Here is a 24,614-nt window from a genome sequence, read left to right as displayed (position 1 = left end):
ACAACGGGGGCTTTCCCTCACGGGATCTTAGCCCCCTTGACGCTTTCCCGCCTGGATCTGCATCCGATTCACCGCCACGACAATCACGCCCACCAGCACGATGAACAGCGTTGCCAGGGCATTGATTTCGGGCTTCAACCCCAGGCGCACACGGGAAAAGACTTCCAGCGGCAAAGTCGTATAGCCAGGACCTGACAGGAATGCCGCCACTACCACGTCATCCAGAGACAGCGTAAAGGCCAGCAGCCAGGCGGCCATCAGCGCGGGCGCAATCAATGGCAGGGTAATCGTAAAAAAGACCTTCAGCGGCGAGGCCCCCAAATCCAGGGCGGCTTCTTCCAGGGAACGATCCAGGTCGCGCACGCGCGACTGGATGATGACCGCCACATAGGCGGTACACAGCGTCACGTGCCCGACCCAGATGGTGAACAGGCCATTGCCGTCCGGCCAACCCAGAAAGTTGGACATTTCCACGAACATCAGCAGCAGCGATATCCCCAGCACGACCTCCGGCATCACCAAGGGCGCACTCAACATTCCGATATACAGGCCAAAGCCACGAAACCGGCCCATTCTGGCCAACACATAACCCGCCCAGGTGCCGATCACCACAGCAGCGGTGGCTGTCAACAAAGCAATCAACAAGGACAGGCGCGCCGCTGAAAGCAGCGCCTGATCCTCGAACAGCGCCCGATACCAGCGCAACGAAAACCCTGACCAGGAATTCATCAAGGTGGAATCATTGAAGGAAAACACCATCAGGCAGGCGATGGGAATATACAGAAACCCATAACCCACCACCAATGACAGAAAACGGAACCAGGAAGAACGCCGCATCAGTGCTCCCTACCCATCATCTGGCGCGCCTGGTTGTACTGGAAAATGGACAAGGGCACCAGCAACAGCAGCACCATCACGCAGGTGACCGCCGCCGCCATGGGCCAATCGGCGTTATTGAAGAATTCATTCCACATGACCCGACCCATCATCAGGGTATTGGCCCCGCCCAGCATTTCCGGGATGACGTATTCGCCCACCGACGGAATGAATACCAGCATGGCGCCGGCAATCACCCCCGGCATGGACAGGGGCAACGTCACCCGCAGAAAAACCTGCCAGGGTCGCGCCCCCAGGTCATAGGCGGCTTCCAGCAGGCGGTGATCGAGCTTGACCAGATTGGCATACAGCGGCAGGATGAAAAACGGCAGATAGGCATAAACCAGGCCGATATACACCGCCAGGTCCGTGCGGTAGATCTCCAGGGGGGTATCGATAACCCCCATGCCCATCAGCAGATTATTCAGCAAGCCGTCATTGCGCAATATCCCCACCCAGGCATACACGCGCAAAAGCAGCGATGTCCAGAACGGCAGAATCACCCCCAGCAGCAGCAGATTACGCAGCGCGGGACGCGAGCGCGCAATCTGATAGGCCATGGGGTAGCCGATCAGCGCACAGCACAGCGTGGTCACCAGCGCCATCTTGACGGAATTCAGATACACCGCCACATACATGCTGTCGGTGAACAGCAGAATATAGCCGCGCAGGTGCAGCGCCAGCGACAGGGTTTCGTCCGCAAACGTGGCAATCGGCAGATATGGCGGAATACCAAACTGCAGGTCCGAAAAGCTGATTTTCAGGACCAGCAAGAAAGGCACCAGTAAAAACAGCGTCAACCAGGCAAAGGGCAAGGCAATCGCCCATTGCCGGGCACTGGGACGGCGGCTGAGGTTCATGAGGCCAGCACCGTGCCTGCGTCATGCGACCAACTGACGTAGATTTCCTCGTCCACGCCGGGGGCTTCGGTCTGGCTCCAGACCAGGCTGGGCACGCTGGCCTCGATCATCTGGCCCGCATCCAGGCGAATCTGATAGCGCGCATAACTGCCCATCCAGGCCACATGCGAAACCATGCCATGCCCCCAGTTGGAGTCGGTTTCCGGCGCCTGTCGACCTACCCGAATCTGCTCGGGCCGGATCGAGACATGAACCTCCATACCCAGGGGTTCGCTGACGCCGTGGCTGACAAATAGCGGACGCGACAGGGCGTCAGACTCGATCTGCACATGATCGGGCTCATCCACCACGATCGTGCCGGTGAACAAATTGGTGGAGCCAATAAAGCCCGCGACAAAGCGGGTGCTGGGAAAAGCATACACATCATGCGGCGTGCCGCACTGCACGATCTGGCCTTCGGTCATGACCGCCAGGCGGCTGGCCATGGTCATGGCTTCTTCCTGGTCGTGGGTCACCATGATGCAGGTGACACCCACCTGGTCCAGGATTTTGACGAGCTCGATCTGCGTCGCCTGGCGGATTTGTTTATCCAGGGCCGACATGGGCTCGTCCAGCAACAGCAGCTTGGGGCGTTTGACCAGGCTGCGGGCCAAGGCCACGCGCTGCTGCTGGCCGCCTGATAACTGATGGGGCTTGCGCCGGGCATAAGCAGCCATTTGCACCAGATCCAGGGCCTCGAAGACGCGCTCATGGATCTCGTGGCGCGGCACGCCTTCTTGCTTCAGGCCAAAAGCCACGTTGGCCTCGACCGTCATGTGGGGAAACAAGGCGTAGGACTGAAACATCATATTGACCGGCCGCCGGTAAGGCGGCAGGCTGGTGATGTCCTCATCATCCAGGATGATGCGCCCGGACGTCGGCTCCTCGAAGCCTGCCAGCATGCGCAGCAGGGTCGATTTGCCGCAGCCCGAGCTGCCCAGCAGCGCAAAGATCTCGTGGCGGCGCACCGACAGGCTGACCGAGCGCACCGCAACCGTATCGCCAAAGATCTTGACAACGTCCTCGATGCGCACGAAGTCATCGGCCTCGCCCTGGCGGGGCATGCCACGCGGGTCCAGCATGGCCATCAACGCCCGGTTTTCAGCTGCGCCCAGAGCTTCGTCTGCAGGCGCAGGATATTCATGGGCTGAGGCTGGATGACAAACAGCGTGCGCGCGACCTCTGGCGAGGGATAAATCATGGGGTTGTCGGCGACTTCCTTGACCACGAACTCCCGGGCAGCCTGGTTGGCATTGGGATAGAACATGGTGTTGGTGATGGCCGCATGGACTTCGGGGGTCTCGATGTAGTTGATGAAGGCATGGGCCGCATCGACGTGTTCTGCACTCTTGGGGATGGCCATGGTGTCGAACCACACCGGCGCCCCGCCCTGCGGGATGTAGTATTCGATGGCGTAGGTCTTGCCGGCCTCACGGGCGCGGGCGGCAGCGATCATCACATCGCCGGAAAAGCCATACACCATGCACAGTCCGCCGGAAGCAAGCTCGTCGATATAGCCCGAAGAACTGAACTGACGAATATAGGGGCGGATGGACTGCAGCAGCTCGAAGGCGGCCTCGTAGTCCTTGGGTTCGCTGCTATTGGGGTCCTTGCCCAGATAATGCAGGGCGGCCGGAAATACCTGGGCGGCCTCGTCCAGAACGGAAATCCCACAAGATTGCAGCTTGGCTGCGTTTTCGGGCTTGAACAACATGTCCCAGGAGTTCAGCGGCGCATCCGGCCCCATGATGTCCTGCACCTGGGTGACGTTGTAGCCCAGGCCATTGGTGCCGTAGCCCCAAGGGACCAGGTACTGGTTGCCGGGATCGACCGTGGCCACCAGCGCCATCAGTTCAGGGTCCAGGTTCTTCCAGTTCGGAATCTTCGAGCGGTCAAGCTTCTGAAACAGACCACCCTGGACCTGTCGGGCGGCATAGTGGGTAGACGGAACAACCACGTCATAGCCGGATTTTCCGGTCAGCAGTTTTGCCTGCAAGGTGTCGTTGGTGTCGTAGACGTCGTAACGGATTTTTATACCCGTGGCCTTCTCAAAGCCCGACAAGGTATCCGGCGCCGTGTATTCGGCCCAGTTATAGACATTGACGACAGAATCCTGGGCGTGAACCGACCCGGCTGCAATCAGCGCGGTGGCGGCCAACAGGGTTTTAACGGTGCCGAATTTCATGGCAAGGTCCCCATAGAAAGGTAAATCACAGGATAGAGGGGGCAAGGCCCCAGGCTTTGGTCTGAAGGCCCGTTATTCAAGCCTTCAAACCGGCAATGTCCGCCAGACGGTGTCCAGCACATCCCACCACTGCGCTCCGCGCTCGCCGGCTACCTTAACCAAAGACCGTCGCAGTCGCAATAGGTTTTTATATTGTTGTGCCTCGGACACGACACCCAAGCGCGCCCGGTCGAAATCAATCAGCCAAACCCGGCCTTGTGAGTCGAACAGAATATTGTAGGCATTCAGATCGGCATGCCAGACCCCGGCCCGGTGCATGGCCCGAATTGCGGTCGCCACCGCCTGGGGATCGGCTTGATCCAGGCGGCTGGCCAGAGCCTGCGCACCGTCGATCCGGGCGACCAGAATCGCCGTGCGGTAAAACAGGCCCAACCGCCAGTACGCGGCCCCCAGAGGCTGGGGAACCAGCACCCCGGCGGCCTGTAAATGCGCCAGCACACGCACCTCGGCAAAAGCACGCACGCGGGCCTGTCCCAACCAGGCATAGCCGTCCGGCCCCAGGCGGGCGCGCAAGCCGCCCCGCCGATAATGGCGCAACACAGCGGGGCCATGTTCACCCGCCACAAACCAGGCGGCCTGACGACCGCCTTCCGCCACAGGCTTGGCATCCGCACGCTGAGGATCAAACCAGGCGGCATTGGCTGCAGCCGCCAAGGCCGTCGGCACGCAAAAAGCGCCATCGGCCAAAGGCCGCAGAACCCAACCGGATGGAATGCTGTTCATGCTGGACCTCGCAGCAGCAGCAAACCCATGATCAACAACAACATGCAGGCGAAAATCAGCTTCAGGCGGGCTTCGGGCAGCGCATAGGCCAGCCGCACGCCATAGGGCACGCACAGCAGGCTGCCCAGAGCCAGGGGCACCCCCACCAGCCCATGGGCCTGGCCATGCCAGGCGTAGGTGGCCAGGGCCACCACGGTACCTGGCACAATCATGGTCAAGGCCAAGGCTTGGGCCGTAGTCTGGCGCAAACGAAAAAGGCTGGTCATCAAGGGCACGGCCAACACCGAACCGCCCACGCCGAACACCCCACCGGTCAGGCCGGCAAAAATGCCAACCAGGAAATACCAAAAGCGGCGGACCTCGCCGACCTCGTGGAAATGGCTGTCGGGTCGAGCGCGGGCCTTGCGGCCCAGGCTCTCCCGAAAATAAAACAGGGCAATCAAAAAGACAAAGCCTGCATAAATGCGGCGCAGCAGCCACGGGTCTATACCCAGGGCGATCTGGGCGCCGATCCAGGTAAACAGCACCGAGCCGCCCGCCCCCGCCGCCGCAGAACGTAAGTCGATGGGCGCACGTTGATGGTATTTTCGGACTGTCAGCAATACCGCAGGCAAGACCATGATGAGTGCCGTGCCCTGAGCGGCCTGCTGGTCATACCCCAGCACCAACCCCAGCAGAGGAATGGCAATCAGGCCACCGCCGATACCCAGCACCCCGCCCGAAAACCCAATGACCCCACCCACTAGCAAACAGGCGGGAATCAACCAAAGGCTATCCATCACCGCAGCACGCTAAGCATGTCTTCGACCCGATCCACGGGCTGCACCTGCAAGCCGTCGATGGCCTGACGCGGTAGATTGGCCCGTGGCACGATGGCCTGGGTAAAGCCGAGCTTGGCGGCCTCGCGCAGGCGCTCCTGGCCCCGAGGGGCCGGACGGATTTCGCCTGCCAGGCCGATTTCGCCAAAGGCCAGCAAGCCTGCGGGCAAGGCCTGATCGCGCATGGAAGACAGGATCGCCAGCGCCACCGCCAAGTCGGCGGCGGGTTCCATGATGCGCACGCCACCGACGGCATTGACGAAGACATCCTGGTCGTAGGTGGCGATCCCCGCATGACGGTGCAGGACCGCCAGCAACATCGCCAGACGACTGCCCTCCAGCCCCACGGACAGGCGCCGGGGATTCGGCACATGCGCAGTATCCACCAGGGCCTGGACCTCGACCAGCAAAGGTCGCGTGCCTTCCTGGGTAGCCATGACGCAAGACCCGGCCACATCCCGCGCATGACCGGCCAGAAACAGGGCAGATGGGTTACTGACGCCTTTGAGGCCACGATCCGTCATGGCAAAAACACCCAGCTCATTGACCGCTCCGAAGCGGTTTTTGATGGCGCGCACCAGGCGGAAGGAAGAATGGGTATCGCCCTCGAAGTACAGCACCGTATCGACAATATGTTCCAGCACCCGAGGCCCGGCCAGGGCACCATCTTTGGTGACATGGCCGATGAGAATGAGGGTGACGCCGGTTTGCTTGGCCACCCGCGTCAGCCGGGCCGCGCACTCGCGCACCTGGGACACAGAACCTGGAGCAGCCGTCAGATCCGCAGAATACAGGGTCTGGATCGAGTCGATGACGGCGACCTCGGGACGGCGTTCGACCAAGGCACCGGTGATCTGTTCCAGGCGAATCTCGGCCAGCAGATCGACGGCGTCGCCCGCGACCCCCAGGCGTTGAGCCCGCAGGGCGACTTGCTCGGCGGACTCTTCGCCGGTGACATACAGCACGGAGCCGCGCATCGACAGGCTGGCCAGGGCCTGCAGCAAGAGCGTGGACTTGCCGATGCCCGGATCGCCGCCGATCAGCACCACCGCACCGGCCACCAATCCGCCCCCCAGCACCCGGTCGAATTCCTCGATGCCGGTGGGATTGCGGGCTTGTTCGCGCGCCTCGATGTCGGCCAGGCGACGCACGGGCGCAGAGCCTGCCAGGGGGGCAAAACGGTGGGTGGCCGCCGCCGGGGTCTCATGCGACTCTTGCAGCGTGTTCCAGGACCCGCAATGCGGACAACGGCCTTCCCATTTGGCGGTGGTCCCGCCGCAATCCGAGCAAAGAAAAACGATTCTGGCCTTGGCCATCAGCGACCTGCCAGGCTGCCGCCCCCATCCACGCCAAGTTCCTGGCCCGTGATGAAAGCCGCCGAATCACTCAGCAGGAAGACCACGGCGGAAGCAACCTCGTCGGCCTGCGCAAGACGTCCCAGGGGAATGGTGGCCAAAATGGCTTTCTCGGCCTCGCTGCCAACAGGGCATTCAGCCCGAAAGGAAGCGGTTTCGACCGGGCCGGGGGAAACGGCATTGACGGTAACCCCATAAGGGGCGAGTTCCAGCGCCCAAGTGCGGGTACAGCCCAGCAAGGCGCTTTTGGCAGCAGAATAGCTGGTATGCCCGGCAGAGCCATAGACAGCACGACTGCAGAGATTGACGATACGCCCGGAGTGACGGGCTTTCATGCCAGGCACAAAGGCCTGCACCGCCTGCACGGCGACGCGTACATTCAGGTCAAAGGCCTGATAGAGCGACGCCAGATCAACCTCTCCGAGGGGTTCGGGCATGACCGGCCCGACGCAATTCACCACCGCATCCACCGGATATTTCTCGCGGATGACGCGCAGAAGTTCTTCGGTCTCGCCTGCGTTGGCCAAGTCGCAGCCGTACAGATAACCAGGAAAATCGATATCCGCCGTATGTCGGGCCAGGCCCACCACATGGCAGCCCTGATCAGCCAACCGCTGACTGACCGCCCAGCCTATGCCTTTGGTCGCCCCGGTAACGAGCACACAGCTATTTTTCATCGATGGTCCTCTGTGGTGAGTCAGATTTCGCGGCGGGGCACCCTAGGGGCCACGGCGCAGAGCAATTCATAACCGATGGTACCGCAGGACAAGGCGACTTCGTCCACCGACGGCCCACCCTGGCCCCAGAGCACGACGGGCGCACCCACCCCGGCGCTGGGCACCGGGGCCAGATCAACCGCCAGCATGTCCATGGACACCCGGCCAAGCAGCCGCGTACGCACCCCATCAACCGTGATGGGCGTGCCCGTGACGGCATGTCGGGGATAGCCATCCGCATAGCCACAGGCAACAACACCCACGCGCATAGGCTGCTGGGCCCGAAATATCTGGCCATAGCCCACGGCTTCACCGGCCGGCACAGTATGCGTGCTGATCAGACGGGCGCTGAGAGTCATGGCCGGACGCAGGCCAAATGATTCGGCGGACTGGTCGGCAAAGGGCGAGGCGCCATATAAACAGATGCCAGGCCGGACCCATTGCCCATTGGAAGCCGACAGACCAGACGCCAATCCAGGCGTCAGCGTGGCGGCGGAATTACAGACGCTGACCATGCCCGGCAAGTCGCGCGTGATGGACTGAAAACAATCCAGTTGGGCCTGGGTGACAACAGGATCATCGTCGGCGCGGGCGAAATGGGTCATCTTGCCCAGCGACCCCAGCACGCCGACCGCCTGCAAGGCCTGAGCGCGGGCAAAGGCATCCGCGTATTCACCGGGCTGAAACCCCAGCCGGTGCATGCCGGTATTGAGCTTGACCAGCGCATCGATGGGGCAATCCACCGGGCCGGATTCCAGCATGTCCAGTTGCTCGGCGCAATGGATGGCAGTGCTGATGCGGTAACGCGTCAGGATTTCCAGGTCGGCGGGCTCAAAGAAGCCTTCGAGCAGCAGGATCGGCCCCGACCAACCAAGTTCACGACAATGGATGGCTTCGTCGATATCCAGCATGGCAAGGCCGTCGGCCTGGGAAAACCCGGCCAGGGCAGCGACCATCCCATGGCCATAGCCACGGGATTTCATCACAGCCCAGATGAACGGCGGTGGTCCGGATGCATCCTGCGCCAGCCGATAGGCAACGGTTTGCAGGTTGTGAGCCAAAGCACTGGTATCAATAGTCGCCAGAATCGGACGCGGCATGGAATCCCCTAGAAACAGGAACAGCGAGGTGCTAGTTAGCCAAACAGGACACTAGGCCTCGCCGGAGAGGGCCGTTTGCCGGCCAAGGCTCAGTATACTGCCTGATGATGTCTATTGATCACTACGAAAACTTCCCTGTCGCCTCGGTCTTGCTGCCGGCCAGATTTCGCCCGGCGGTACGCAGCCTGTATGCCTTTGCCCGGGGTGCCGACGACCTGGCCGACGAAGGCGATGCCGACCGCGATACCCGCCTGGCGGCCTTGCAGGCCTGGCGCTCGGCCATTCAGGACCTGGGCAGCCACAAGGCCGTGCGCACCCCCCTGTCCGCAGCCGACCAGGCGATGTTCCAGCGGCTGGGCGAAACCATCCATGAACACGCCCTGCCCATCCAGCCGTTTCTGGATCTGCTCTCGGCCTTTATTCAGGACCTGGACGTGCCGCACTATCACGACGAGTTGGCCTTGATGGACTACTGCAGCCGATCCGCCAATCCGGTGGGCCGCCTGATGCTGCACTTGTTCGGCGCCACATCCGCCCAGGATCTGGCCGAATCCGATGCCATCTGCAGCGGCCTGCAGCGGGTCAATTTCTGCCAGGACGTGGCGATCGACCAGGCCAAGGGACGCTGCTATATCCCGCTGGACTGTCTGGCGCGCCACGAACTGACTTTGTCCGGCCTGGACGATTTATGCAATAGCCGACCTGCGCAAGTACCAGCACCCTGGCAGGCTGCCCTGCAAGACCAGATACAGGTGGCGCGCCACCTGCTGCTGAGCGGCAGCCCACTGGCCTGGCGCCTGCCAGGACGTTTTGGACTGGAACTGCGCCTGGTGGTGCACGGCGGCCTGCGCATCCTGGAAAAACTGGCCCAGGGACAATACAACCCTTATGCCAACCGGCCCATCCTGACCCCACGCGACAGCTTCCTGCTATGCTGGCGCGCATTCTGCCGACCTTGTCCACGGCCGACCACGGCACTGCCTCCCCATCATGACACCTGACGAATACTGCCAACAAAAAGCAGCCCAAAGCGGCTCCAGCTTTTATTACTCATTTTTGTTCCTGCCCAGCGAACAGCGCAAGGCCATCACCGCCCTGTATGCATTCTGCCGGGAAGTCGACGACATCGTCGACGAGATCCACGAGGCCTCGGTGGCCCGCATGAAACTCAGTTGGTGGCGCGGCCAGGTAGGACTGATGTTCGACGGCACGCCAGATCACCCGGTGGCCATCGCCTTGCAGCGCCACCTGTCTGTCTACAACTTACGGCCCGAGCCCTTCTATGCCATCATCGAAGGCATGGAAATGGATCTGGACCAGTTCCGCTATCCTGACTGGGCCAGCCTGCAGGAATACTGCTGGCGCGCCGCCGGGGTGGTCGGCGAACTGTCCGCCAGCATTTTCGGCCACACCCAGCCCGAGACGCTGAAATATGCAGAGACCCTGGGCCTGGCTTTCCAGATGACCAATATCATCCGTGACGTGGGCGATGATGCCCGGCGCGGGCGCATCTACCTGCCCGAGGACGATATGGCCCGCCACGGGGTCACCAAAGACGAGATCCTGGATGGCCGTTACAGTGATAATTTCCAGGCCCTGATGCGCCAACAGACCCAGCGTGCCCGCGAACTCTACCGCGACGCCATGCGCCTGCTGCCCGAGACCGACCGCCGCACCCAACGGCCCGGCCTGATGATGGCGGCGATTTACGCCACCTTGCTGGACGAGATCGAGCGCGACGGCTGGCATGTGCTCAACCAGCGCATTGCCCTGACCCCGATTCGAAAATTCTGGCTGGCCTGGAAGGTCTGGGTCGGGGGTGGCCAAGGCCTGATCAAACGCCTGGCTGCATGAAAATTGCCGTGGTCGGCGCCGGCTGGGCCGGGCTGGCCGCCGCCACCCGCCTGCACCAGCAGGGGCACGATGTCCGCTTATTCGAGGCCGCCGCCGCACCGGGCGGGCGCGCCAGAACCGTCCATCTGCCAGCGCTGGATCTGCCCACCGACAACGGCCCGCACCTGCTGTTGGGGGCCTACTGCGATACCTTCGCCCTGATGCAATCCCTGGGTCTGAAACCCGAGGACCGCTGCCTGATCCAACCCCTGGATCTGCAATCCGCCGACCAACAGCTGCGCCTGCGATTCTGGCCATTGCCAGCCCCCTGGCATCGGCTGGGCGCAGTGTTCGGCAGCCGGGGCCTGAGTGGCTGGCGCGGCAGACGGCACCTGGCCAAGGTATTGAAAGCCGCCCACCCGACACAGATCGCCCCCCACCTGAGCCTAAGCAACTGGTTGACCCAACTGGACTGTCCACCGGCATTGTTGCAGCGCCTGTGGGCCCCCCTGTGCCTGGCCGCGACGAACACCCCAATCGCGCAGACCGATGCCCGTCTGTTCGCCCAGGTGCTGCGCGACAGTCTGGCAGCCGACGCAAGCGCCAGCCAGCTGGTCATTCCACACGGCACCTTGCATGAACTATGGCCGCAAACTGCCTGCGAGCAACTCGGCAATCGCCTGCAACGGCGCCGCGTGCAGAAAATCGGCATGGGGCAGTCCGGCAACTGGTTGGTAGACGACGAGTCCTATGGGCGCGTGATTCTGGCAGTACCACCCGGCGAGGCCCGGCGACTGCTGCAACCCCTGCCGCACGCGACGGACTATCTGGCCCATTGGCCCCAATGGCAGCATGCTGCCATTGCCACCTTGAATCTGCGCCTGGAAACCCCCTGGCACAGCGGGATGGCCCTGGGCCTGCTCTGGGACGAGCCTGCGCAGCATGCCTGGGGACAATGGTTTTTTGATCGCAGTACCAGTAAGAGCACAGAAAAAACTCTGGTTCAGGTGGTGATTGGCCGGGCGGAGTCGCTGGCCGATGAGGCGCCGGAGCAAATCCTGGCGGGGGTGCTGGCACAGTTGCAGGCCCAATGCCAACAACCACTGCCGCCGCTGAAACGCTGGGCGCTGATTACCGAAAAAAGGGCCACGTTCGACGTGACCCCAGGCCTGTCGCGCCCCGGCACCCTGACACCCTGGCCCGGCCTGCTGCTGGCGGGCGACTGGACGGACACCGGCTACCCGGCGGTGTTGGAGGGGGCTGTGCGCAGCGGCCTGCACGCAGCCGCTATGACTCAGGAACCGGGTTCTGCCAGTCAAGTCTAGGGCGACTCAGCCCGCCAAGGCATCTGCGGGGTGATTCTGGGCCTGCAGCCAGCCAAACAAGTCGCGCGGGTCTTCCTGATCGGGGGTGACCTCTACCCAGCGACCGATACTGTGACGGGTCGCCTGAGCATGCAGAAACTGCAAAGCGGAATAATCCTCTAGTGCGAAACCCACGGAATCGAACAAAGTGATCTGAGCCGCATCCGTGCGTCCGGGCTGCTGGTCAGCCAACACCCGCCAGAGTTCGGTAATGGGGAAATCGGCTGCCTGGTTCTGGATTTCACCCTCGTGTCGGGTTTGCGGCGGGAACTCGACAAAGACAGTGGTGTGAGGCAGGATCGCCGGGTCCAACTCAGTCTTGCCCGGGCAGTCTCCGCCCACGGCATTGATGTGCATGCCGGGTTCCAACAAGTCGGCGCTCAGTACCTGAGCCACCCCCTGGAAAGCCGTTACCGTCGTGACAATATCGGCCCCCTGCACCGCCTGGCGCACAGAATCACAAATCTGCACACGCAGATCGGCCAGACCGCTGGCGGCCAGATTATGCTGTAAACGCTGTGATGCCGAACGATCCAGATCGTACAGCCGAATCTCGCGTATCCCCAGCAGGGTATAAAAGGCAAGTGCCTGAAAATCGCTTTGGGCGCCATTGCCGATCAAGGCCATGGTGCGGCTGTCGGGTCGGGCCAATGCCTGCGCTGCCAGGGCCGATGTCGCTGCCGTGCGCATGGCCGTCGTCAGGGTCAGTTCACTGATCATGCGTATCATGCCGGTGTCGCAATCCAGCAACGCCCCCATGGCCATGACCGTGGGCAGACCACGCAGACCATTGCCTGGGTGGCCATTGACGCATTTATAGGTGTATTGCGTGCCGTCGCTGATCGGCATGAGTTCGATGGTGCCCTGCGAGGAATAGCTGGCGACACGGGCGGCCTTCTCGAACTGCGGCCAGCGCAAGTAATCGGCCCGCAGACGGGCGACCAGTTGTGTCAAGGCATCCGGCACACCGATCACGCCCAGCAAGCGGGCCACATCATGCGTGTCCAAAAACAGGGTCTTGGGGTTGGATAGGTGGGAATGGCGCATGGTGGTCTCCTGTTTCATTGTTATCCTGAATTCAGTATCGCCAAAGCCGATGACAATGACTATCGGCAAAAATGCATGCGATCCGTCATAAAATCACCAAAATGCCACGTGCTTGATTGCAAATTGATCAAAATACGCGCGTGGGTATGCTTAGGGCGCGCAGCATGGCGCCATGTAGCGATTCAATGGTTTATGCATGCACGGGACGGACAGGCCACAACATGAGCACGAATATTGCGATGGATTCCACTGACCAGCAATTGATCCGCTTATTGCGGGCAGATGCGCGCAGCAGCATCGCCACCCTGGCCAAGCGCCTGGGGGTGGCACGCGGCACCGTGACTCAGCGCATGCGGCGGCTAGAGGACGCAGGGCTGATCGTAGGCTATACCGTGCGTCTGCGACCCGACGTGCAGCCACAGAGCATCCACGCCTGGATGAGCATTGCCGTCGAGGGGAACGATGCCCGCACCGTGATTGCCAGCCTGTTGGGCGAGCCAGGCGTGGCTGCCTTGCACGATACCAATGGCCGTTGGGACTTGCTGGCCGAACTGCGCGCCGCCGACCTGCAGGAGCTGGCCCAGGTGCTGGAGCGCGTCCGCCTGATTCGCGGCATCAGCCAGTCCGAAACCAGCATCCACCTGCAGACATACCGCGCCGCTTGAAAAAAGGCCAGGATGACGCTGAATCATCCTGGCCTGTGCCCAAAGGAACATCTATCCTATAAGGCGTGCTGCTGCAGATAGGCTGCCACCTGCTTGGCGTCGCAATCCATCACCACCACGCGCTGGGGGCGTTGCTGCAGATCCTGCAGATCGGCAGGCACTGCTGGCGTCTGGCCGGTAGCCTCGATGATGGTCTCGGCGAATTTCGCCGGCAAGGCGGTTTCCAGCACCAGCATGGGCACATCCGGGTCCAGATGGGCCTGGGCCACCCGCACGCCATCGGCGGTATGCGGATCGATCAGCACCCCCGTACGATCATGGATGTCGCGGATCGTGGCCAGACGATCGGCGTGGGAACTGGCTCCTGACACAAAGCCGTAGCGGTCGGTGAACTGGTCTTTCAGGCTGGACAGATCGAATTGCCCGGTCTCGCGCAGTTCATCCATCAGGGCGCGGACCCGGCCCGCATCCTGGTCCACCAGATCGAACAGGAAACGCTCGAAGTTGGATGCCCTGGAAATATCCATCGAAGGGCTGGAGGTGGCATAAGTCTGGCTGGCGGGACGGGGTCGGTAGATCCCAGTACGGAAGAATTCTTCCAGCACATTGTTTTCGTTGGTCGCCAGCACCAGACGGTGAATCGGCAGGCCCATCCGGCGAGCCAGGTGACCGGCCAGAATATTGCCGAAGTTGCCCGAGGGCACGGCAAACGACACCAACTGACCAGGCTTTTGAGTGGCCCGCAGCCAGCCCCAGACGTAATAGACGATTTGGGCGGCAATGCGCGCCCAATTAATGGAGTTGACCGCCCCCAGGTGGTTGCGACTCTTGAAATCCAGATCGCCAGCCAGGGATTTGACGATATCCTGGCATTCATCAAACACGCCATGCACGGCGATATTGTGAATATTGGCGTCTTGCAGAGAATACATTTGTGCCCGCTGGAAGGGGCTCATGCGGCCATGGGGCGAGAGCATGAATACTGCCACGCCTTGTTTGCCGCGCAAGGCATATTCCGCCGCCGACCCGGTATCTCCGGACGTCGCCCCCAGGATGTTCAGCGTCTGGCCGCGCCGGGCCAGCACGTATTCAAAGACCTGACCCAGAAATTGCATGGCCATGTCCTTGAAGGCCAGCGTGGGGCCTTCCGACAAGCCCAGCAAGGACAGCCCCGGCATCAGGGGCTTGATCGGGGCAATCACGGGAAAGACCGTCGGACCATAGGCCGCCTGCGTCATGCGTAGCAGGTCGGCAGGCGGAATGTCATCAATGAACAGGCCCAGGACTTGGGCGGCCAGTTCGGCATAGGACAGCCCACGCCAGGATTCCAGCGTGTCGGCGCTGAGTTGTGGCAAGGTCTGCGGTAAGCTCAGGCCGCCATCGGGGGCCAGGCCTTCCAGCAAGATATCGCAAAAGGGCAAAGGGGCCATGCCGCCCCGGGTTGAGCGATATTTCAAATCAGATTCTCCACGCGCAAGCGGGTCACGCCCGAACGCACGAAAGGCTGGGCCTGCATGGCTTGCAAGGCAGTGTCCACATCACCCTCGCGGGCTTCATGGGTCAGGAAAATAATGTCGGCCTGGTGTTCACCATGTGGTTGCTGGAACATCGAGCCCACAGAAATCCCGGCGCCCGACAGAATACGGGCCAGGTCTGCCAGCACACCCGGACGGTCATCCACCCGCAGGCGCAGATAAAAGCTGGATTGGACCTCGGCCATGGGCAGGATGGGAATATCGACCATCGCATCGGGCTGGAAAGCCAGGTGCGGCACGCGGTGTTCGGGGTCGGCCATCTGCAGGCGTGCCACGTCCACCAGATCGGCCACCACTGCCGAAGCCGTGGGCAACGACCCTGCCCCCTGGCCGTAATACATGGACAAGCCCACCACATCGCCGCGCACCAGCACGGCATTCATGGCGCCTTCGACATTGGCCAACAAGCAACCGGCGGGCACCAGCGTGGGATGTACGCGTAACTCGATGCCAGTGGGGCGCCGACGGGTGATGCCCAGGAGCTTGATCCGATAGCCCAGGCGATCCGCGTGCACAATATCCTCCGACGCCAGGTTGGAGATGCCCTCGGTGGTGGCCTTGTCGAACTGCACCGGAATGCCAAAGGCCAGCGACGCCAGCAAGGTGAGCTTATGGGCCGCGTCCACCCCCTCGATATCAAAGGTGGGATCGGCCTCGGCGTAGCCCAGACGCTGGGCCTCGGCCAGGACCTCGTGGAACGGCAGGCCACGCTGGCGCATTTCTGACAGAATGAAGTTCGTGGTGCCATTGATGATGCCGGCTACCCATTGAATGCGATTGGCGGTCAGGCCTTCGCGGATGGCCTTGATGATGGGAATACCGCCCGCCACGGCGGCCTCGAAGGCCACCATTACCCCATGGGCCTGCGCAGCAGCGAAAATTTCGTTGCCATGCATGGCCAGCAGAGCCTTATTGGCCGTGACGATATGCTTGCCCTGGGCAATGGCCGCCAGCATGCAATCGCGTGCCACGGTATCGCCCCCCATCAGCTCGACAATGATATCGATATCCGGGTCGTTGACCAGCGCCATGCCGTCGTCGACCACGCGCACGTCCGGACCTACCAGGGCGCGGGCCTTGGCCACATCGCGCACGGCCACAGCGGCGACCTCGACACAGCGCCCGGCGCGGCGGGCGATCTCGTCGCCGTTCTGGGCCAGGACCGTCCAGACGCCACTGCCGACGACCCCCAGACCCAACAGGCCAATCCGAATTGGTTTCATTTAATCAGTCCGTCCTTGCGAAACATGTCTTTGATACCGCGCACCGCCTGACGGATACGCTGTTCGTTTTCAATCAGCGCAAAGCGCACGTATTCGTCGCCATACTCGCCAAAGCCAATGCCCGGAGAGATGGCGACCTTGGCCTCGGCCAGCAGACGCTTGGAGAACTCCAGCGAGCCTTGCGCCCGATAGGGTTCTGGAATCCGGGCCCAAATGTACATGGACGCCTTGGGAATATCCACTGGCCAGCCGGCCTCGTGCAGGCCCTTGGCCAACACATCGCGACGGCTCTGGTATTGCGCGACGACCTCGGTCACGCAATCCTGAGGGCCTTCCAGCGCGGCAATGGCGGCCACCTGCAGCGGTGTGAAAGTGCCGTAATCATGGTAGCTCTTGATGCGCGCCAGTGCGTTGACCAGCTCTTGGTTGCCCACCATGAAACCGATCCGCCAGCCCGCCATGTTGTAGCTCTTGCTCATGGTGAAGAACTCGACCGCGACATCGCGCGCGCCAGGCACCTGCATGATGGACGGCGCCACATAGCCATCGAAGGTGATGTCGGCATAGGCCAGGTCATGCACCACCAGGATGTTGTGTTCTTTTGCCAGGGCGACGACGCGCTCGAAAAACGACAGATCCACGCACTGGGCGGTGGGATTACTGGGGAACCCGAGAATCATCATTTTTGGCTTCGGGATGGATTCGCGCACCGCACGCTCGATTTCCTCGAAGAAATCCAGCCCTGGGGTCATGGGCACCGATCGGATGTTGGCCCCGGCGATCACCGCGCCATAAATGTGGATGGGATAGCTGGGATTGGGCACCAGCACGGTGTCCCCACGATCCAAGGTGGCCAGCATCAGGTGGGCCAGGCCTTCCTTGGAGCCGATCGTGACGATCGCTTCCGTATCCGGATTGAATTCCACCCCATAGCGGCGCTGGTACCAACCGGCAATCGCCCGACGCAGACGTGGAATACCCTTGGAGACTGAATAGCCATGGGTATCGTCGCGCTGCGCGGCCTCGATCAGCTTATCGACGATATGCTGCGGCGTTGGGCCATCGGGATTGCCCATGGACATATCAATGATGTCCTCGCCGCGTCGGCGGGCGGCCATCTTCAGTTCCCCAGTGATATTGAACACGTAGGGGGGTAGGCGCTCGATGCGCGGAAAGCTAGTCATGATGGTCCTCGGACTGGGCGGTAACGGAAAACGGCAAGACATGGCTGCAGTGCAGCAAATCCAGTAATCTAGCGCATGCGCTCCAGTCTCGCAAATCCGGCAAATCCAACAGCCCCCCGCTGCCCCCTCCGTCATCACCAGACAGCCCTCACTGCGCTATCATCTCAGGAACTCTGGAGCGCGCCGTGTTATTGCAAAAAGACTTCAACCCCACCCTGAATACCGTCACAGCTTATGGGGCAGACCACCTGGAAATCAATCGGGTGCGTTTCGAGACGGCCGTCTGTTTCAGCCCCGAAGGCCCCGTCAAATCCCTGGACCTGCGCACCCCGGCAGAGATCGACAGCGCTTTTCTAAAAACACTGATCGGCCTGGGTGCCGCAGACCAGGACCCGATGGCCTTCCTGGACGATTCCCCCCCCACGCTACCTGCCGATGCACCGGAAGTCCTGTTGATCGGCACAGGCACCCGCCAAACTTTCCTGGCCCCCGAAATCATTCGCCCGCTCTTGCAACTGGGCATCGGGGTCGAGACCATGACCACCCAGGCTGCCGCCCGGACCTACAACATCCTGATGTCCGAAGAACGCCGCGTCCTGGCCCTACTGCTACCCGGAGACCCCACTGCATGAGTTCTGTCGCTATTGGCCAGCCACTGCCCCCCCTGACTGCCGAATCCACCCACGGCCCCTTCGATTCCAGCGCCTTATCGGGCCAGGCCTTTGTTCTGTATTTCTACCCCAAGGACAACACTCCCGGCTGCACCACCGAGTCCCAGGATTTTCGCGACCTGCACGAACAGTTCCTGGCGTCGGGCTGCAAAGTCTTTGGCATCTCGCGAGACAGCCTGAAATCCCACGAAAACTTCACGGCCAAGCAAAGCCTGCCCTTTGCGCTGATCAGCGATCCAGACGAAGCCTTATGCGCGCTGTTCGGGGTGATGCAACTGAAAAACATGTATGGCAAACAGGTACGCGGCATCGAACGCAGCACCTTCCTGTTTGACGCCCAAGGCATCCTGACCCAGGAATGGCGCAAGGTCCGCGTGCCAGAGCACGCGAGCGAAGTCCTGCAAGCCGTCCGCCAATTGGCTGCCTAAGCCCCGGAGCCCCATCCATGCCCCTGCCGCCCCCCCCCCAGCCGCCTAGGCACTACTGTGGCCTCTGATGTGGCTGCCGCCCTACCCCCCAAGGTCGCGGCAATCACTGAGAAACCCGCTGAAAAACGCAAGAAGCAGCCCCTTGCAGCCATCCTGACACGCCACGAAGCGCCTGCTGCGGCTACGGCGTCGGCTGTGCCAGCAGCACCCCTGCCTGCCGCCGTACCGGCCCCCGCTGCTAAAAAAACCTCGGCAGGGGCGACTAACGCCCTGCCAACAGTGCCAACAGACAAGCAACTGCCATCCGCGCCTGCCGCCCAGCCCCCTGCCGCTGCCCCTAAACAGCCAGCAGCCAAAGCCGCCGCCAAGCCGCGTGCCAAACGCCTGCCGACTGCCCAGCGCAAACTCTTTGTGCTGGATACCAACGTCTTGCTGCATGATCCGACCTCGCTGTTTCATTTTGCCGAACATGACGTCTTCCTGCCCATGATCGTGCTCGAAGAGCTGGATCACCAGAAAAAGGGCATGTCCGAGGTCGCCCGCAATGCGCGCCAGGTCAGCCGCTATCTGGACGAACTGATCGGCACGGCAGACTTGAGCAAAGGCGTGCCGCTGGATTCTCTGGGCCATACCGACGCGCTGGGCTTGCTGTATTTTCAGACTCGCCCCACCGACACGCCACTGCCGGTCGAGCTACCCATGGGCAAGGCCGACAATGTCATTCTCAGCATTGTGCACGGCCTGCGCCAGGAATCCCCAAAGCGCGAAATCGTGCTGGTGTCCAAAGATATCAACATGCGCCTGAAGGCGCGCGCCCTGGGCCTGCCCGCCGAGGACTATCTCAACGACCACGTGCTGGATGATTCCGACCTGCTGTATGACGGGGTCATGCCGCTGCCGGAAAACTTCTGGATCAAACACGGCAAGAACATCGAATCCTGGCAGCAAAACAACCTGACTTGGTATCGCGTGCGCGGCCCGCTGTGCAGCCAGTTCAGCATCAATGAATTCGTCTACTACGACGGCGATATGCCGCTGGCGGCTCAGGTCCGCGAGATCACGGGCAAAAGCGCGGTACTGGCCACGCTGCGCGACTTCAGCCACACCAAAAACAGCGTCTGGGGCATCACGGCACGCAACCGTGAACAAAACTTCGCGCTGAATCTGCTGATGAACCCGGACATTGATTTCGTATCCCTGCTGGGTCAGGCGGGCACTGGCAAGACCCTGCTGACGCTGGCCAGCGCCCTGGCCCAGACCTTCGAGACCAAGCGCTACACCGAAATCATCATCACCCGGGCCACGGTGCCGGTGGGTGATGACATCGGCTTTCTGCCCGGCACCGAGGAAGAAAAAATGCTGCCTTGGATGGGTGCCCTGGAAGACAATCTCGAGGTCCTGCATCAGGGTTCGAGCGGCGCCATCAGCACCAGCAGCAACGGCAACACCCAGGACTGGAGCAAAACCCCGGCCATGGATCTGATTCGTTCACGCATCAAGGTCAAATCCCTGAACTTCATGCGCGGACGCACCTTTCTGAACAAATTCCTGATCATCGACGAGGCCCAGAACCTGACTCCAAAGCAAATGAAGACCCTGATCACCCGAGCAGGCCCAGGCACCAAGATCGTCTGCCTGGGCAATATTGCCCAGATAGATACGCCGTACCTGACCGAAGGCAGTTCAGGTCTGACCTACGTGGTGGATCGCTTCAAAGGCTGGCCACACGCCGGACACATCACCCTGCAACGCGGCGAACGATCACGCCTGGCGGACTATGCCAGTGAGGCGCTGTAGATGCGTACCGCGCCCCCTATGACAGGACTGAATGCACCGTGGCTGAATTGACCAACACGCTCTTGCCCAAAGAACGGATCGGGTTGCCGCTGGCCTTCACAATGGGGGATGCGGCTGGGGTAGGCCCGGAACTGATCGCCCGTCTGTTTGCCCAGGGGCTGCCCCACCCTGCCGTGGTGTATGGCGATGCCGGCATTCTGGCCCGCACCTGCCAGTCGCTGGGGCTGGATACCCGCTTGCAGGTCATCACGCTGGACCAACCCGGCCAGGGCAGCACAGGCGACATCATCGGTGTGCTGAATCGCTGGCAGGCTCTGCCGGCGGACCTTGCGCCAGGCCGTGTGGATGCCCGAGCAGGGCGCGGGGCCTATGAATATTTATGCCATGCCATCGATGATGCTCAGGCCGGGCTGCTGCGCGCCCTGGTGACCGCGCCCCTGCACAAGGGCGCCATGCACGCGGGCGGCATCGATTTTCCCGGTCACACCGAAATCCTGGCACTACGCACCGGCACAGTCGATTACGCCATGATGCTGGCAAACGACGAATTGCGGGTATTGCTGGTGACCATCCATATCGCCCTGGCCGATGTCCCCGCTGCCATCAACCAGGCCGCCGAAGCGCGTGCCATCCGGTTGGCCCATCTGGCCTGCAGGCAGTCCGGTATCGCTCAGCCTCGCATTGCGGTGGCGGGCCTGAACCCGCACGCAGGCGAAGGCGGAGTCTTTGGCAACGAGGAAGCCTTGCACATTGCCCCCGCCATCGCCCAGGCACGCGCTCAGGGACTGGACGTCTCCGGCCCCTGGCCGGGCGACACGATTTTCATGCGGGCACGCCAAGGGGAGTTCGATATCGTGGTGGCCCAATACCATGATCAGGGGCTGATTCCAGTGAAATACCTGGGGCTGGAAGAAGGCGTCAATGTCACGGTGGGCCTGCCCTTCGTGCGTACCAGCGTGGACCACGGCACGGCCTTTGATATCGCAGGCCAGGGACTGGCCGACCCCGCATCGTTACGGGCCGCCATGAAAGCAGCCCTGAACATGACGACGACTCCGATCTGAACCCGGCGGATGCCCGCCGGTACAGAAACACCCTGCACCGGCACGGGCTTGCCCCCATCAGGGAAGAACTGGCAAACCCTAAAAGGTCGGGGTTGCTGAAAAATTCAGGAAGCGGGTGCTGGCGCCCTGGAAAGTCAGGCGCACAGTGCCAATCGGGCCGTTACGCTGCTTGCCGATGATGATTTCCGCCGTGCCCTTGTCGGGTGAGTCAGGGTTATAGACCTCGTCACGATAAATGAAAATAATGACGTCAGCATCCTGTTCGATAGCGCCAGATTCGCGCAGATCGCTCATGACGGGGCGTTTGTTGGGGCGTTGTTCCAGACTACGGTTCAGCTGTGACAGCGCCACCAAGGGGCAGTTCAGTTCTTTGGCCAGGCTTTTCAGTGAGCGGCTGATTTCGGAAATTTCGGTGGCGCGGTTTTCGCCGCCACTGCCAGACATCAGCTGGATATAGTCGATGATGATCAGGCCCATTTGCCCGCACTGACGCGCCAGACGCCGGGCACGCGCACGTAACTCCATGGCAGTCAAGGCAGGGGTTTCGTCGATATAGATCTGTGCCTGCTCGACTTTCTGGACGGCGTGGGTGAGGCGCGGCCAGTCATCTTGACTAAGTTTGCCGGTGCGCATGCGGTGCTGATCCAGCATCCCGACCGAACCGATCATGCGCATGGCCAGCTGTACCGCACCCATTTCCATGGAAAACACGGCAACCGGCAGACCCTGTTCAATCGCGACGTGTTCGCCGATATTCATGGAAAAAGAGGTCTTGCCCATGGACGGGCGTCCAGCCACGATGACGAGATCGCCCGGCTGCAAACCGGAAGTCAGGCGATCCAGATCCTCGAAGCCCGTGGGCACCCCCGTAATGTCCGAATCGCCTTCGCGGTGATACAGCTCGTCGATGCGTTCGATCACCTGGGCCAGCAAAGGACGGATTTCCTGGAATCCCGCCATTCCCCGAGCGCCCTCCTGGGCGATCTGAAACACGCGGGATTCGGCCTCATCCAGTATCTGGCGGGCTTCCTTGCCCTGAGGATTAAAAGCCGCTGCCGAAATTTCGTCAGAAATCGAAACCAGCTTGCGCAACATGGAGCGCTCGCGCACGATTTCGGCATAGCGGCGAATATTGGCCGCCGACGGTGTGTTGTGCGCCAAGGCATTCAGATACGCCAGGCCGCCGGTGTCGTCGGCCTTGCCCGCCGTGCTGAGAGATTCGTGCACGGTAATCACATCGGCTGGGCGGGATAGGCTAACCAGACGCGTGATGTGCTGCCAAATCAAACGGTGATCAAAACGATAGAAATCATCCTCGTTCAGGACATCGGCAATCCGGTCAAAGGCCGCATTATCCAGCAGCAAGCCACCCAGCACCGACTGCTCGGCCTCGATGGAGTGCGGCGGCACCCGCAGGTAATCCAGTTGGGTATCTGGTTTGGCTTCCACCCTGATGTCCTTGAATTCAATAAAAAAGGCCGGCAAAATGCCGACCTTTTCATACTACCCTGCCAGCCAGTGGCAGGGCAATGCAGCGCATGGCACCTGAAGGCGATCAGGCCATTTCGCCCTGAACCGTCAGGGTGACATCGGCCACCACGTCGGCGTGCAGCGTGACCTGCAGGGGAAACTCACCCACGGCCTTGATGGCACCGTCGGGCATGTAGATCTGGCCCTTGTGCACATCGGTAAAGCCTGCGGTTTGCAACGCCTTGGCGACGTCCATATTGGTGACCGAACCGAACAGACGACCATCCACACCCGCTTTCTGACCGATGACCAAGGCAAAGCCGTGGAGTTTTTCGGACAGGGTCTGGGCAGCGGCCAGTTTTTCGGCCTGCAGTTTTTCGAGCTCGGCGCGGCGGGCTTCGAATTCTTTCAGGGCGGCGTCAGTGGCGCGGCGGGCGATTTTCTGGGGAATCAGGTAGTTACGGGCATAACCATCGCGCACGCGCACGACATCACCCAGATTGCCGAGATTGACGACTTTTTCAAGCAGAATGACTTGCATGACGAATGATCCTCGGCTTAGTTGTGATTGTCGGTGTACGGCAACAGGGCCAGAAAGCGCGCACGCTTAATGGCGGAGTCCAGCTGGCGCTGGTAGTGTGCCTTGGTACCGGTCAGACGGGCGGGGATGATCTTGCCGTTTTCCTGGATGAAATCACGCAGGGTATCGAGATCCTTGTAGTCGATTTCCTCGACCTTGGCCACGGTGAAGCGGCAGAATTTACGGCGCTTGAAGAGCGGATTTTGTTGTCCGAATTTGCGTTTTTCTTTCGACTTTTTAAAGTAAGCCATGATGATTGACCTTTGTCTGGTTCCGGGCTGAGCCCGGCGGGTTCATTCAGTTACCTGCACTAGCTGCTGGATATGTAATACCAGCCGATCCGATCCTTGACGCTGAGGGGCCAGAAAACCGACCACCTGAACCTGACTGCCCGCCGTATATCTGGCTAGGGCCAAGGCGATGTCGCCCAGAGCGATAGCCTTGAATTCCATGGAGATCTTGCGGGCGAGGCCAGCTTCGATCACCTGAGATTCGTGGGCCAACTGCAAGCGCAACACGGGCAAACCTGCCGGGGTGTGACGCATGGGCGGAATATCGACTAGTTTTGCAGCCAGTTCGACGCGGTTCACGGATCGCGCGAGCGCCGGATCAGGAGTTCGAGGATTCGGCAGTGGAAGCCTTGCGGGCTTCTTCGCGCTCTACCGACTTCATCATCAATGACGGCTCGGTGTGGGCGTGCTTGGTCTTGATGAACAAGTGGCGCAGGATGGCGTCGTTATAGCGGAACGAATGCTCAAGCTCGTCGAGCGCAGTCTGGCCGCATTCGATGTTGAAGCACACATAGTGGGCCTTGACGAGCTTCTGGATGGGGTATGCCAGTTGGCGGCGGCCCCAGTCTTCAACACGATGGACCTGGCCGCCGTGGGTGGTGACCGTGGAAGAATAGCGCTCGACCATCGCGGGAACCTGCTCGCTTTGATCGGGATGCACAATAAACACTACTTCGTAGTGACGCATGAATGACTCCTTGTGGATATCTGCGATGTTGACAGACAGCCCG

General features: G+C 61.3%; 26 protein-coding genes. 8 read left to right on the top strand and 18 right to left on the bottom strand.

The features are described 5' to 3' along the window. Positions 1 to 27 precede the first annotated feature (27 nt). The 9 genes from VDP81_RS13520 to alr all read right to left on the bottom strand — a co-directional run bounded on the left by VDP81_RS13520 (position 28) and on the right by alr (position 8,732). Positions 28 to 837, bottom strand: coding sequence for an ABC transporter permease subunit (locus VDP81_RS13520; protein WP_322997357.1), 810 nt, complete (start codon positions 835 to 837; stop codon positions 28 to 30). Continuing rightward, positions 837 to 1,736, bottom strand: a complete 900-nt coding sequence (locus tag VDP81_RS13515; RefSeq protein ID WP_322997356.1) for an ABC transporter permease subunit — start codon at positions 1,734 to 1,736, stop codon at positions 837 to 839. The genes VDP81_RS13520 and VDP81_RS13515 overlap by 1 nt, the downstream gene beginning before the upstream one ends. Continuing rightward, positions 1,733 to 2,857, bottom strand: coding sequence for an ABC transporter ATP-binding protein (locus VDP81_RS13510; protein ID WP_322997355.1), 1,125 nt, complete (start codon positions 2,855 to 2,857; stop codon positions 1,733 to 1,735). Before VDP81_RS13510 ends, VDP81_RS13515 begins: the two co-directional genes overlap by 4 nt. Before the next feature lie 5 nt (positions 2,858 to 2,862). Further along, positions 2,863 to 3,960 (bottom strand): polyamine ABC transporter substrate-binding protein, encoded by a 1,098-nt coding sequence (locus tag VDP81_RS13505; protein WP_323012596.1) that lies wholly within the window; start codon positions 3,958 to 3,960, stop codon positions 2,863 to 2,865. A gap of 84 nt (positions 3,961 to 4,044) precedes the next feature. Further along, complete coding sequence (locus tag VDP81_RS13500; RefSeq protein WP_323012595.1) at positions 4,045 to 4,743, bottom strand: 3-deoxy-D-manno-octulosonic acid kinase; 699 nt, start codon at positions 4,741 to 4,743, stop codon at positions 4,045 to 4,047. Then, positions 4,740 to 5,522 (bottom strand): sulfite exporter TauE/SafE family protein, encoded by a 783-nt coding sequence (locus tag VDP81_RS13495; RefSeq protein WP_323012594.1) that lies wholly within the window; start codon positions 5,520 to 5,522, stop codon positions 4,740 to 4,742. Before VDP81_RS13495 ends, VDP81_RS13500 begins: the two co-directional genes overlap by 4 nt. Beyond that, on the bottom strand, positions 5,522 to 6,877 hold the full coding sequence (gene radA / locus VDP81_RS13490; protein ID WP_322997351.1) for a DNA repair protein RadA: 1,356 nt from the start codon (positions 6,875 to 6,877) through the stop codon (positions 5,522 to 5,524). Before radA ends, VDP81_RS13495 begins: the two co-directional genes overlap by 1 nt. Continuing rightward, positions 6,877 to 7,593, bottom strand: coding sequence for an SDR family oxidoreductase (locus VDP81_RS13485; protein ID WP_322997350.1), 717 nt, complete (start codon positions 7,591 to 7,593; stop codon positions 6,877 to 6,879). Before VDP81_RS13485 ends, radA begins: the two co-directional genes overlap by 1 nt. Positions 7,594 to 7,613: 20 nt before the next feature. Then, a complete protein-coding gene (alr, locus tag VDP81_RS13480) occupies positions 7,614 to 8,732 on the bottom strand; it encodes an alanine racemase (protein ID WP_323012593.1) in 1,119 nt (372 codons plus the stop codon). Between the two features lie 107 nt (positions 8,733 to 8,839). Here alr and hpnC point away from each other — a divergent pair, with 107 nt between their 5' ends. Genes hpnC through hpnE form a run of 3 tightly spaced genes read left to right on the top strand, consistent with a single transcriptional unit; the run spans position 8,840 to position 11,890 of the window. Beyond that, entirely contained in the window at positions 8,840 to 9,733 is an 894-nt protein-coding gene (hpnC, locus tag VDP81_RS13475; protein WP_416233270.1) for a squalene synthase HpnC, read from the top strand. Further along, positions 9,723 to 10,586 (top strand): presqualene diphosphate synthase HpnD, encoded by an 864-nt coding sequence (hpnD, locus tag VDP81_RS13470; protein WP_322997347.1) that lies wholly within the window; start codon positions 9,723 to 9,725, stop codon positions 10,584 to 10,586. Before hpnC ends, hpnD begins: the two co-directional genes overlap by 11 nt. After that, positions 10,583 to 11,890, top strand: a complete 1,308-nt coding sequence (hpnE, locus tag VDP81_RS13465) for a hydroxysqualene dehydroxylase HpnE (RefSeq protein ID WP_323012592.1) — start codon at positions 10,583 to 10,585, stop codon at positions 11,888 to 11,890. Before hpnD ends, hpnE begins: the two co-directional genes overlap by 4 nt. Before the next feature lie 6 nt (positions 11,891 to 11,896). Here the strand turns inward: hpnE and VDP81_RS13460 are convergent, their stop codons facing one another. Next, positions 11,897 to 12,976, bottom strand: a complete 1,080-nt coding sequence (locus VDP81_RS13460) for an ornithine cyclodeaminase (protein ID WP_322997345.1) — start codon at positions 12,974 to 12,976, stop codon at positions 11,897 to 11,899. A 239-nt stretch (positions 12,977 to 13,215) separates the two neighbouring features. Between VDP81_RS13460 and VDP81_RS13455 the strand changes: the two genes are divergently transcribed. Continuing rightward, complete coding sequence (locus tag VDP81_RS13455; protein WP_322997402.1) at positions 13,216 to 13,641, top strand: Lrp/AsnC family transcriptional regulator; 426 nt, start codon at positions 13,216 to 13,218, stop codon at positions 13,639 to 13,641. 56 nt (positions 13,642 to 13,697) lie between these two features. Here VDP81_RS13455 and thrC read toward each other — a convergent pair whose 3' ends face one another. From thrC to alaC, 3 genes are read right to left on the bottom strand one after another with little or no spacing between them, the layout of a single operon-like run. Further along, positions 13,698 to 15,098 (bottom strand): threonine synthase, encoded by a 1,401-nt coding sequence (gene thrC, locus VDP81_RS13450; RefSeq protein ID WP_322997344.1) that lies wholly within the window; start codon positions 15,096 to 15,098, stop codon positions 13,698 to 13,700. Next, positions 15,095 to 16,399 (bottom strand): homoserine dehydrogenase, encoded by a 1,305-nt coding sequence (locus tag VDP81_RS13445; RefSeq protein ID WP_322997343.1) that lies wholly within the window; start codon positions 16,397 to 16,399, stop codon positions 15,095 to 15,097. Before VDP81_RS13445 ends, thrC begins: the two co-directional genes overlap by 4 nt. Beyond that, complete coding sequence (gene alaC / locus VDP81_RS13440; protein ID WP_323012591.1) at positions 16,396 to 17,583, bottom strand: alanine transaminase; 1,188 nt, start codon at positions 17,581 to 17,583, stop codon at positions 16,396 to 16,398. Before alaC ends, VDP81_RS13445 begins: the two co-directional genes overlap by 4 nt. Positions 17,584 to 17,768: 185 nt before the next feature. Between alaC and VDP81_RS13435 the strand changes: the two genes are divergently transcribed. The 4 genes from VDP81_RS13435 to pdxA all read left to right on the top strand — a co-directional run bounded on the left by VDP81_RS13435 (position 17,769) and on the right by pdxA (position 21,543). Further along, on the top strand, positions 17,769 to 18,215 hold the full coding sequence (locus tag VDP81_RS13435) for an Mth938-like domain-containing protein (RefSeq protein WP_322997341.1): 447 nt from the start codon (positions 17,769 to 17,771) through the stop codon (positions 18,213 to 18,215). After that, positions 18,212 to 18,682: a peroxiredoxin gene (locus VDP81_RS13430; RefSeq protein ID WP_322997340.1), complete on the top strand. Its 471-nt coding sequence runs from the start codon at positions 18,212 to 18,214 to the stop codon at positions 18,680 to 18,682. Before VDP81_RS13435 ends, VDP81_RS13430 begins: the two co-directional genes overlap by 4 nt. 57 nt (positions 18,683 to 18,739) lie before the next feature. Then, positions 18,740 to 20,479: a PhoH family protein gene (locus VDP81_RS13425; RefSeq protein WP_416233259.1), complete on the top strand. Its 1,740-nt coding sequence runs from the start codon at positions 18,740 to 18,742 to the stop codon at positions 20,477 to 20,479. Between the two features lie 101 nt (positions 20,480 to 20,580). Further along, positions 20,581 to 21,543 (top strand): 4-hydroxythreonine-4-phosphate dehydrogenase PdxA, encoded by a 963-nt coding sequence (gene pdxA, locus VDP81_RS13420; RefSeq protein WP_322997400.1) that lies wholly within the window; start codon positions 20,581 to 20,583, stop codon positions 21,541 to 21,543. A 78-nt stretch (positions 21,544 to 21,621) separates the two neighbouring features. On the opposite strand, the gene VDP81_RS13415 is transcribed toward pdxA, so the two are convergent. From VDP81_RS13415 to rpsF, 5 genes are all read right to left on the bottom strand, one after another. Continuing rightward, positions 21,622 to 22,992 (bottom strand): replicative DNA helicase, encoded by a 1,371-nt coding sequence (locus VDP81_RS13415; protein WP_322997339.1) that lies wholly within the window; start codon positions 22,990 to 22,992, stop codon positions 21,622 to 21,624. A gap of 106 nt (positions 22,993 to 23,098) precedes the next feature. Continuing rightward, a complete protein-coding gene (rplI, locus tag VDP81_RS13410) occupies positions 23,099 to 23,554 on the bottom strand; it encodes a 50S ribosomal protein L9 (RefSeq protein WP_322997338.1) in 456 nt (151 codons plus the stop codon). A 17-nt stretch (positions 23,555 to 23,571) separates the two neighbouring features. After that, complete coding sequence (gene rpsR, locus VDP81_RS13405; protein ID WP_322997337.1) at positions 23,572 to 23,844, bottom strand: 30S ribosomal protein S18; 273 nt, start codon at positions 23,842 to 23,844, stop codon at positions 23,572 to 23,574. A gap of 42 nt (positions 23,845 to 23,886) precedes the next feature. After that, entirely contained in the window at positions 23,887 to 24,183 is a 297-nt protein-coding gene (priB, locus tag VDP81_RS13400; RefSeq protein ID WP_322997336.1) for a primosomal replication protein N, read from the bottom strand. Positions 24,184 to 24,202: 19 nt separating this feature from the next. Then, positions 24,203 to 24,571 carry a 30S ribosomal protein S6 gene (gene rpsF, locus VDP81_RS13395; RefSeq protein ID WP_322997335.1) on the bottom strand — a complete coding sequence of 123 codons (369 nt, stop codon included), beginning with the start codon at positions 24,569 to 24,571 and terminating at the stop codon, positions 24,203 to 24,205. Between the last annotated feature and the right edge of the window lie 43 nt (positions 24,572 to 24,614).

Origin of the sequence: Castellaniella sp., from assembly GCF_034675845.1 — a bacterium.
In the GTDB taxonomy this organism is placed as follows: Bacteria; Pseudomonadota; Gammaproteobacteria; order Burkholderiales; family Burkholderiaceae_B; genus Castellaniella.
The sequence above is the reverse complement of the archived record's forward strand: the minus strand, read 5'-3'. Positions and strand labels throughout refer to the sequence as shown.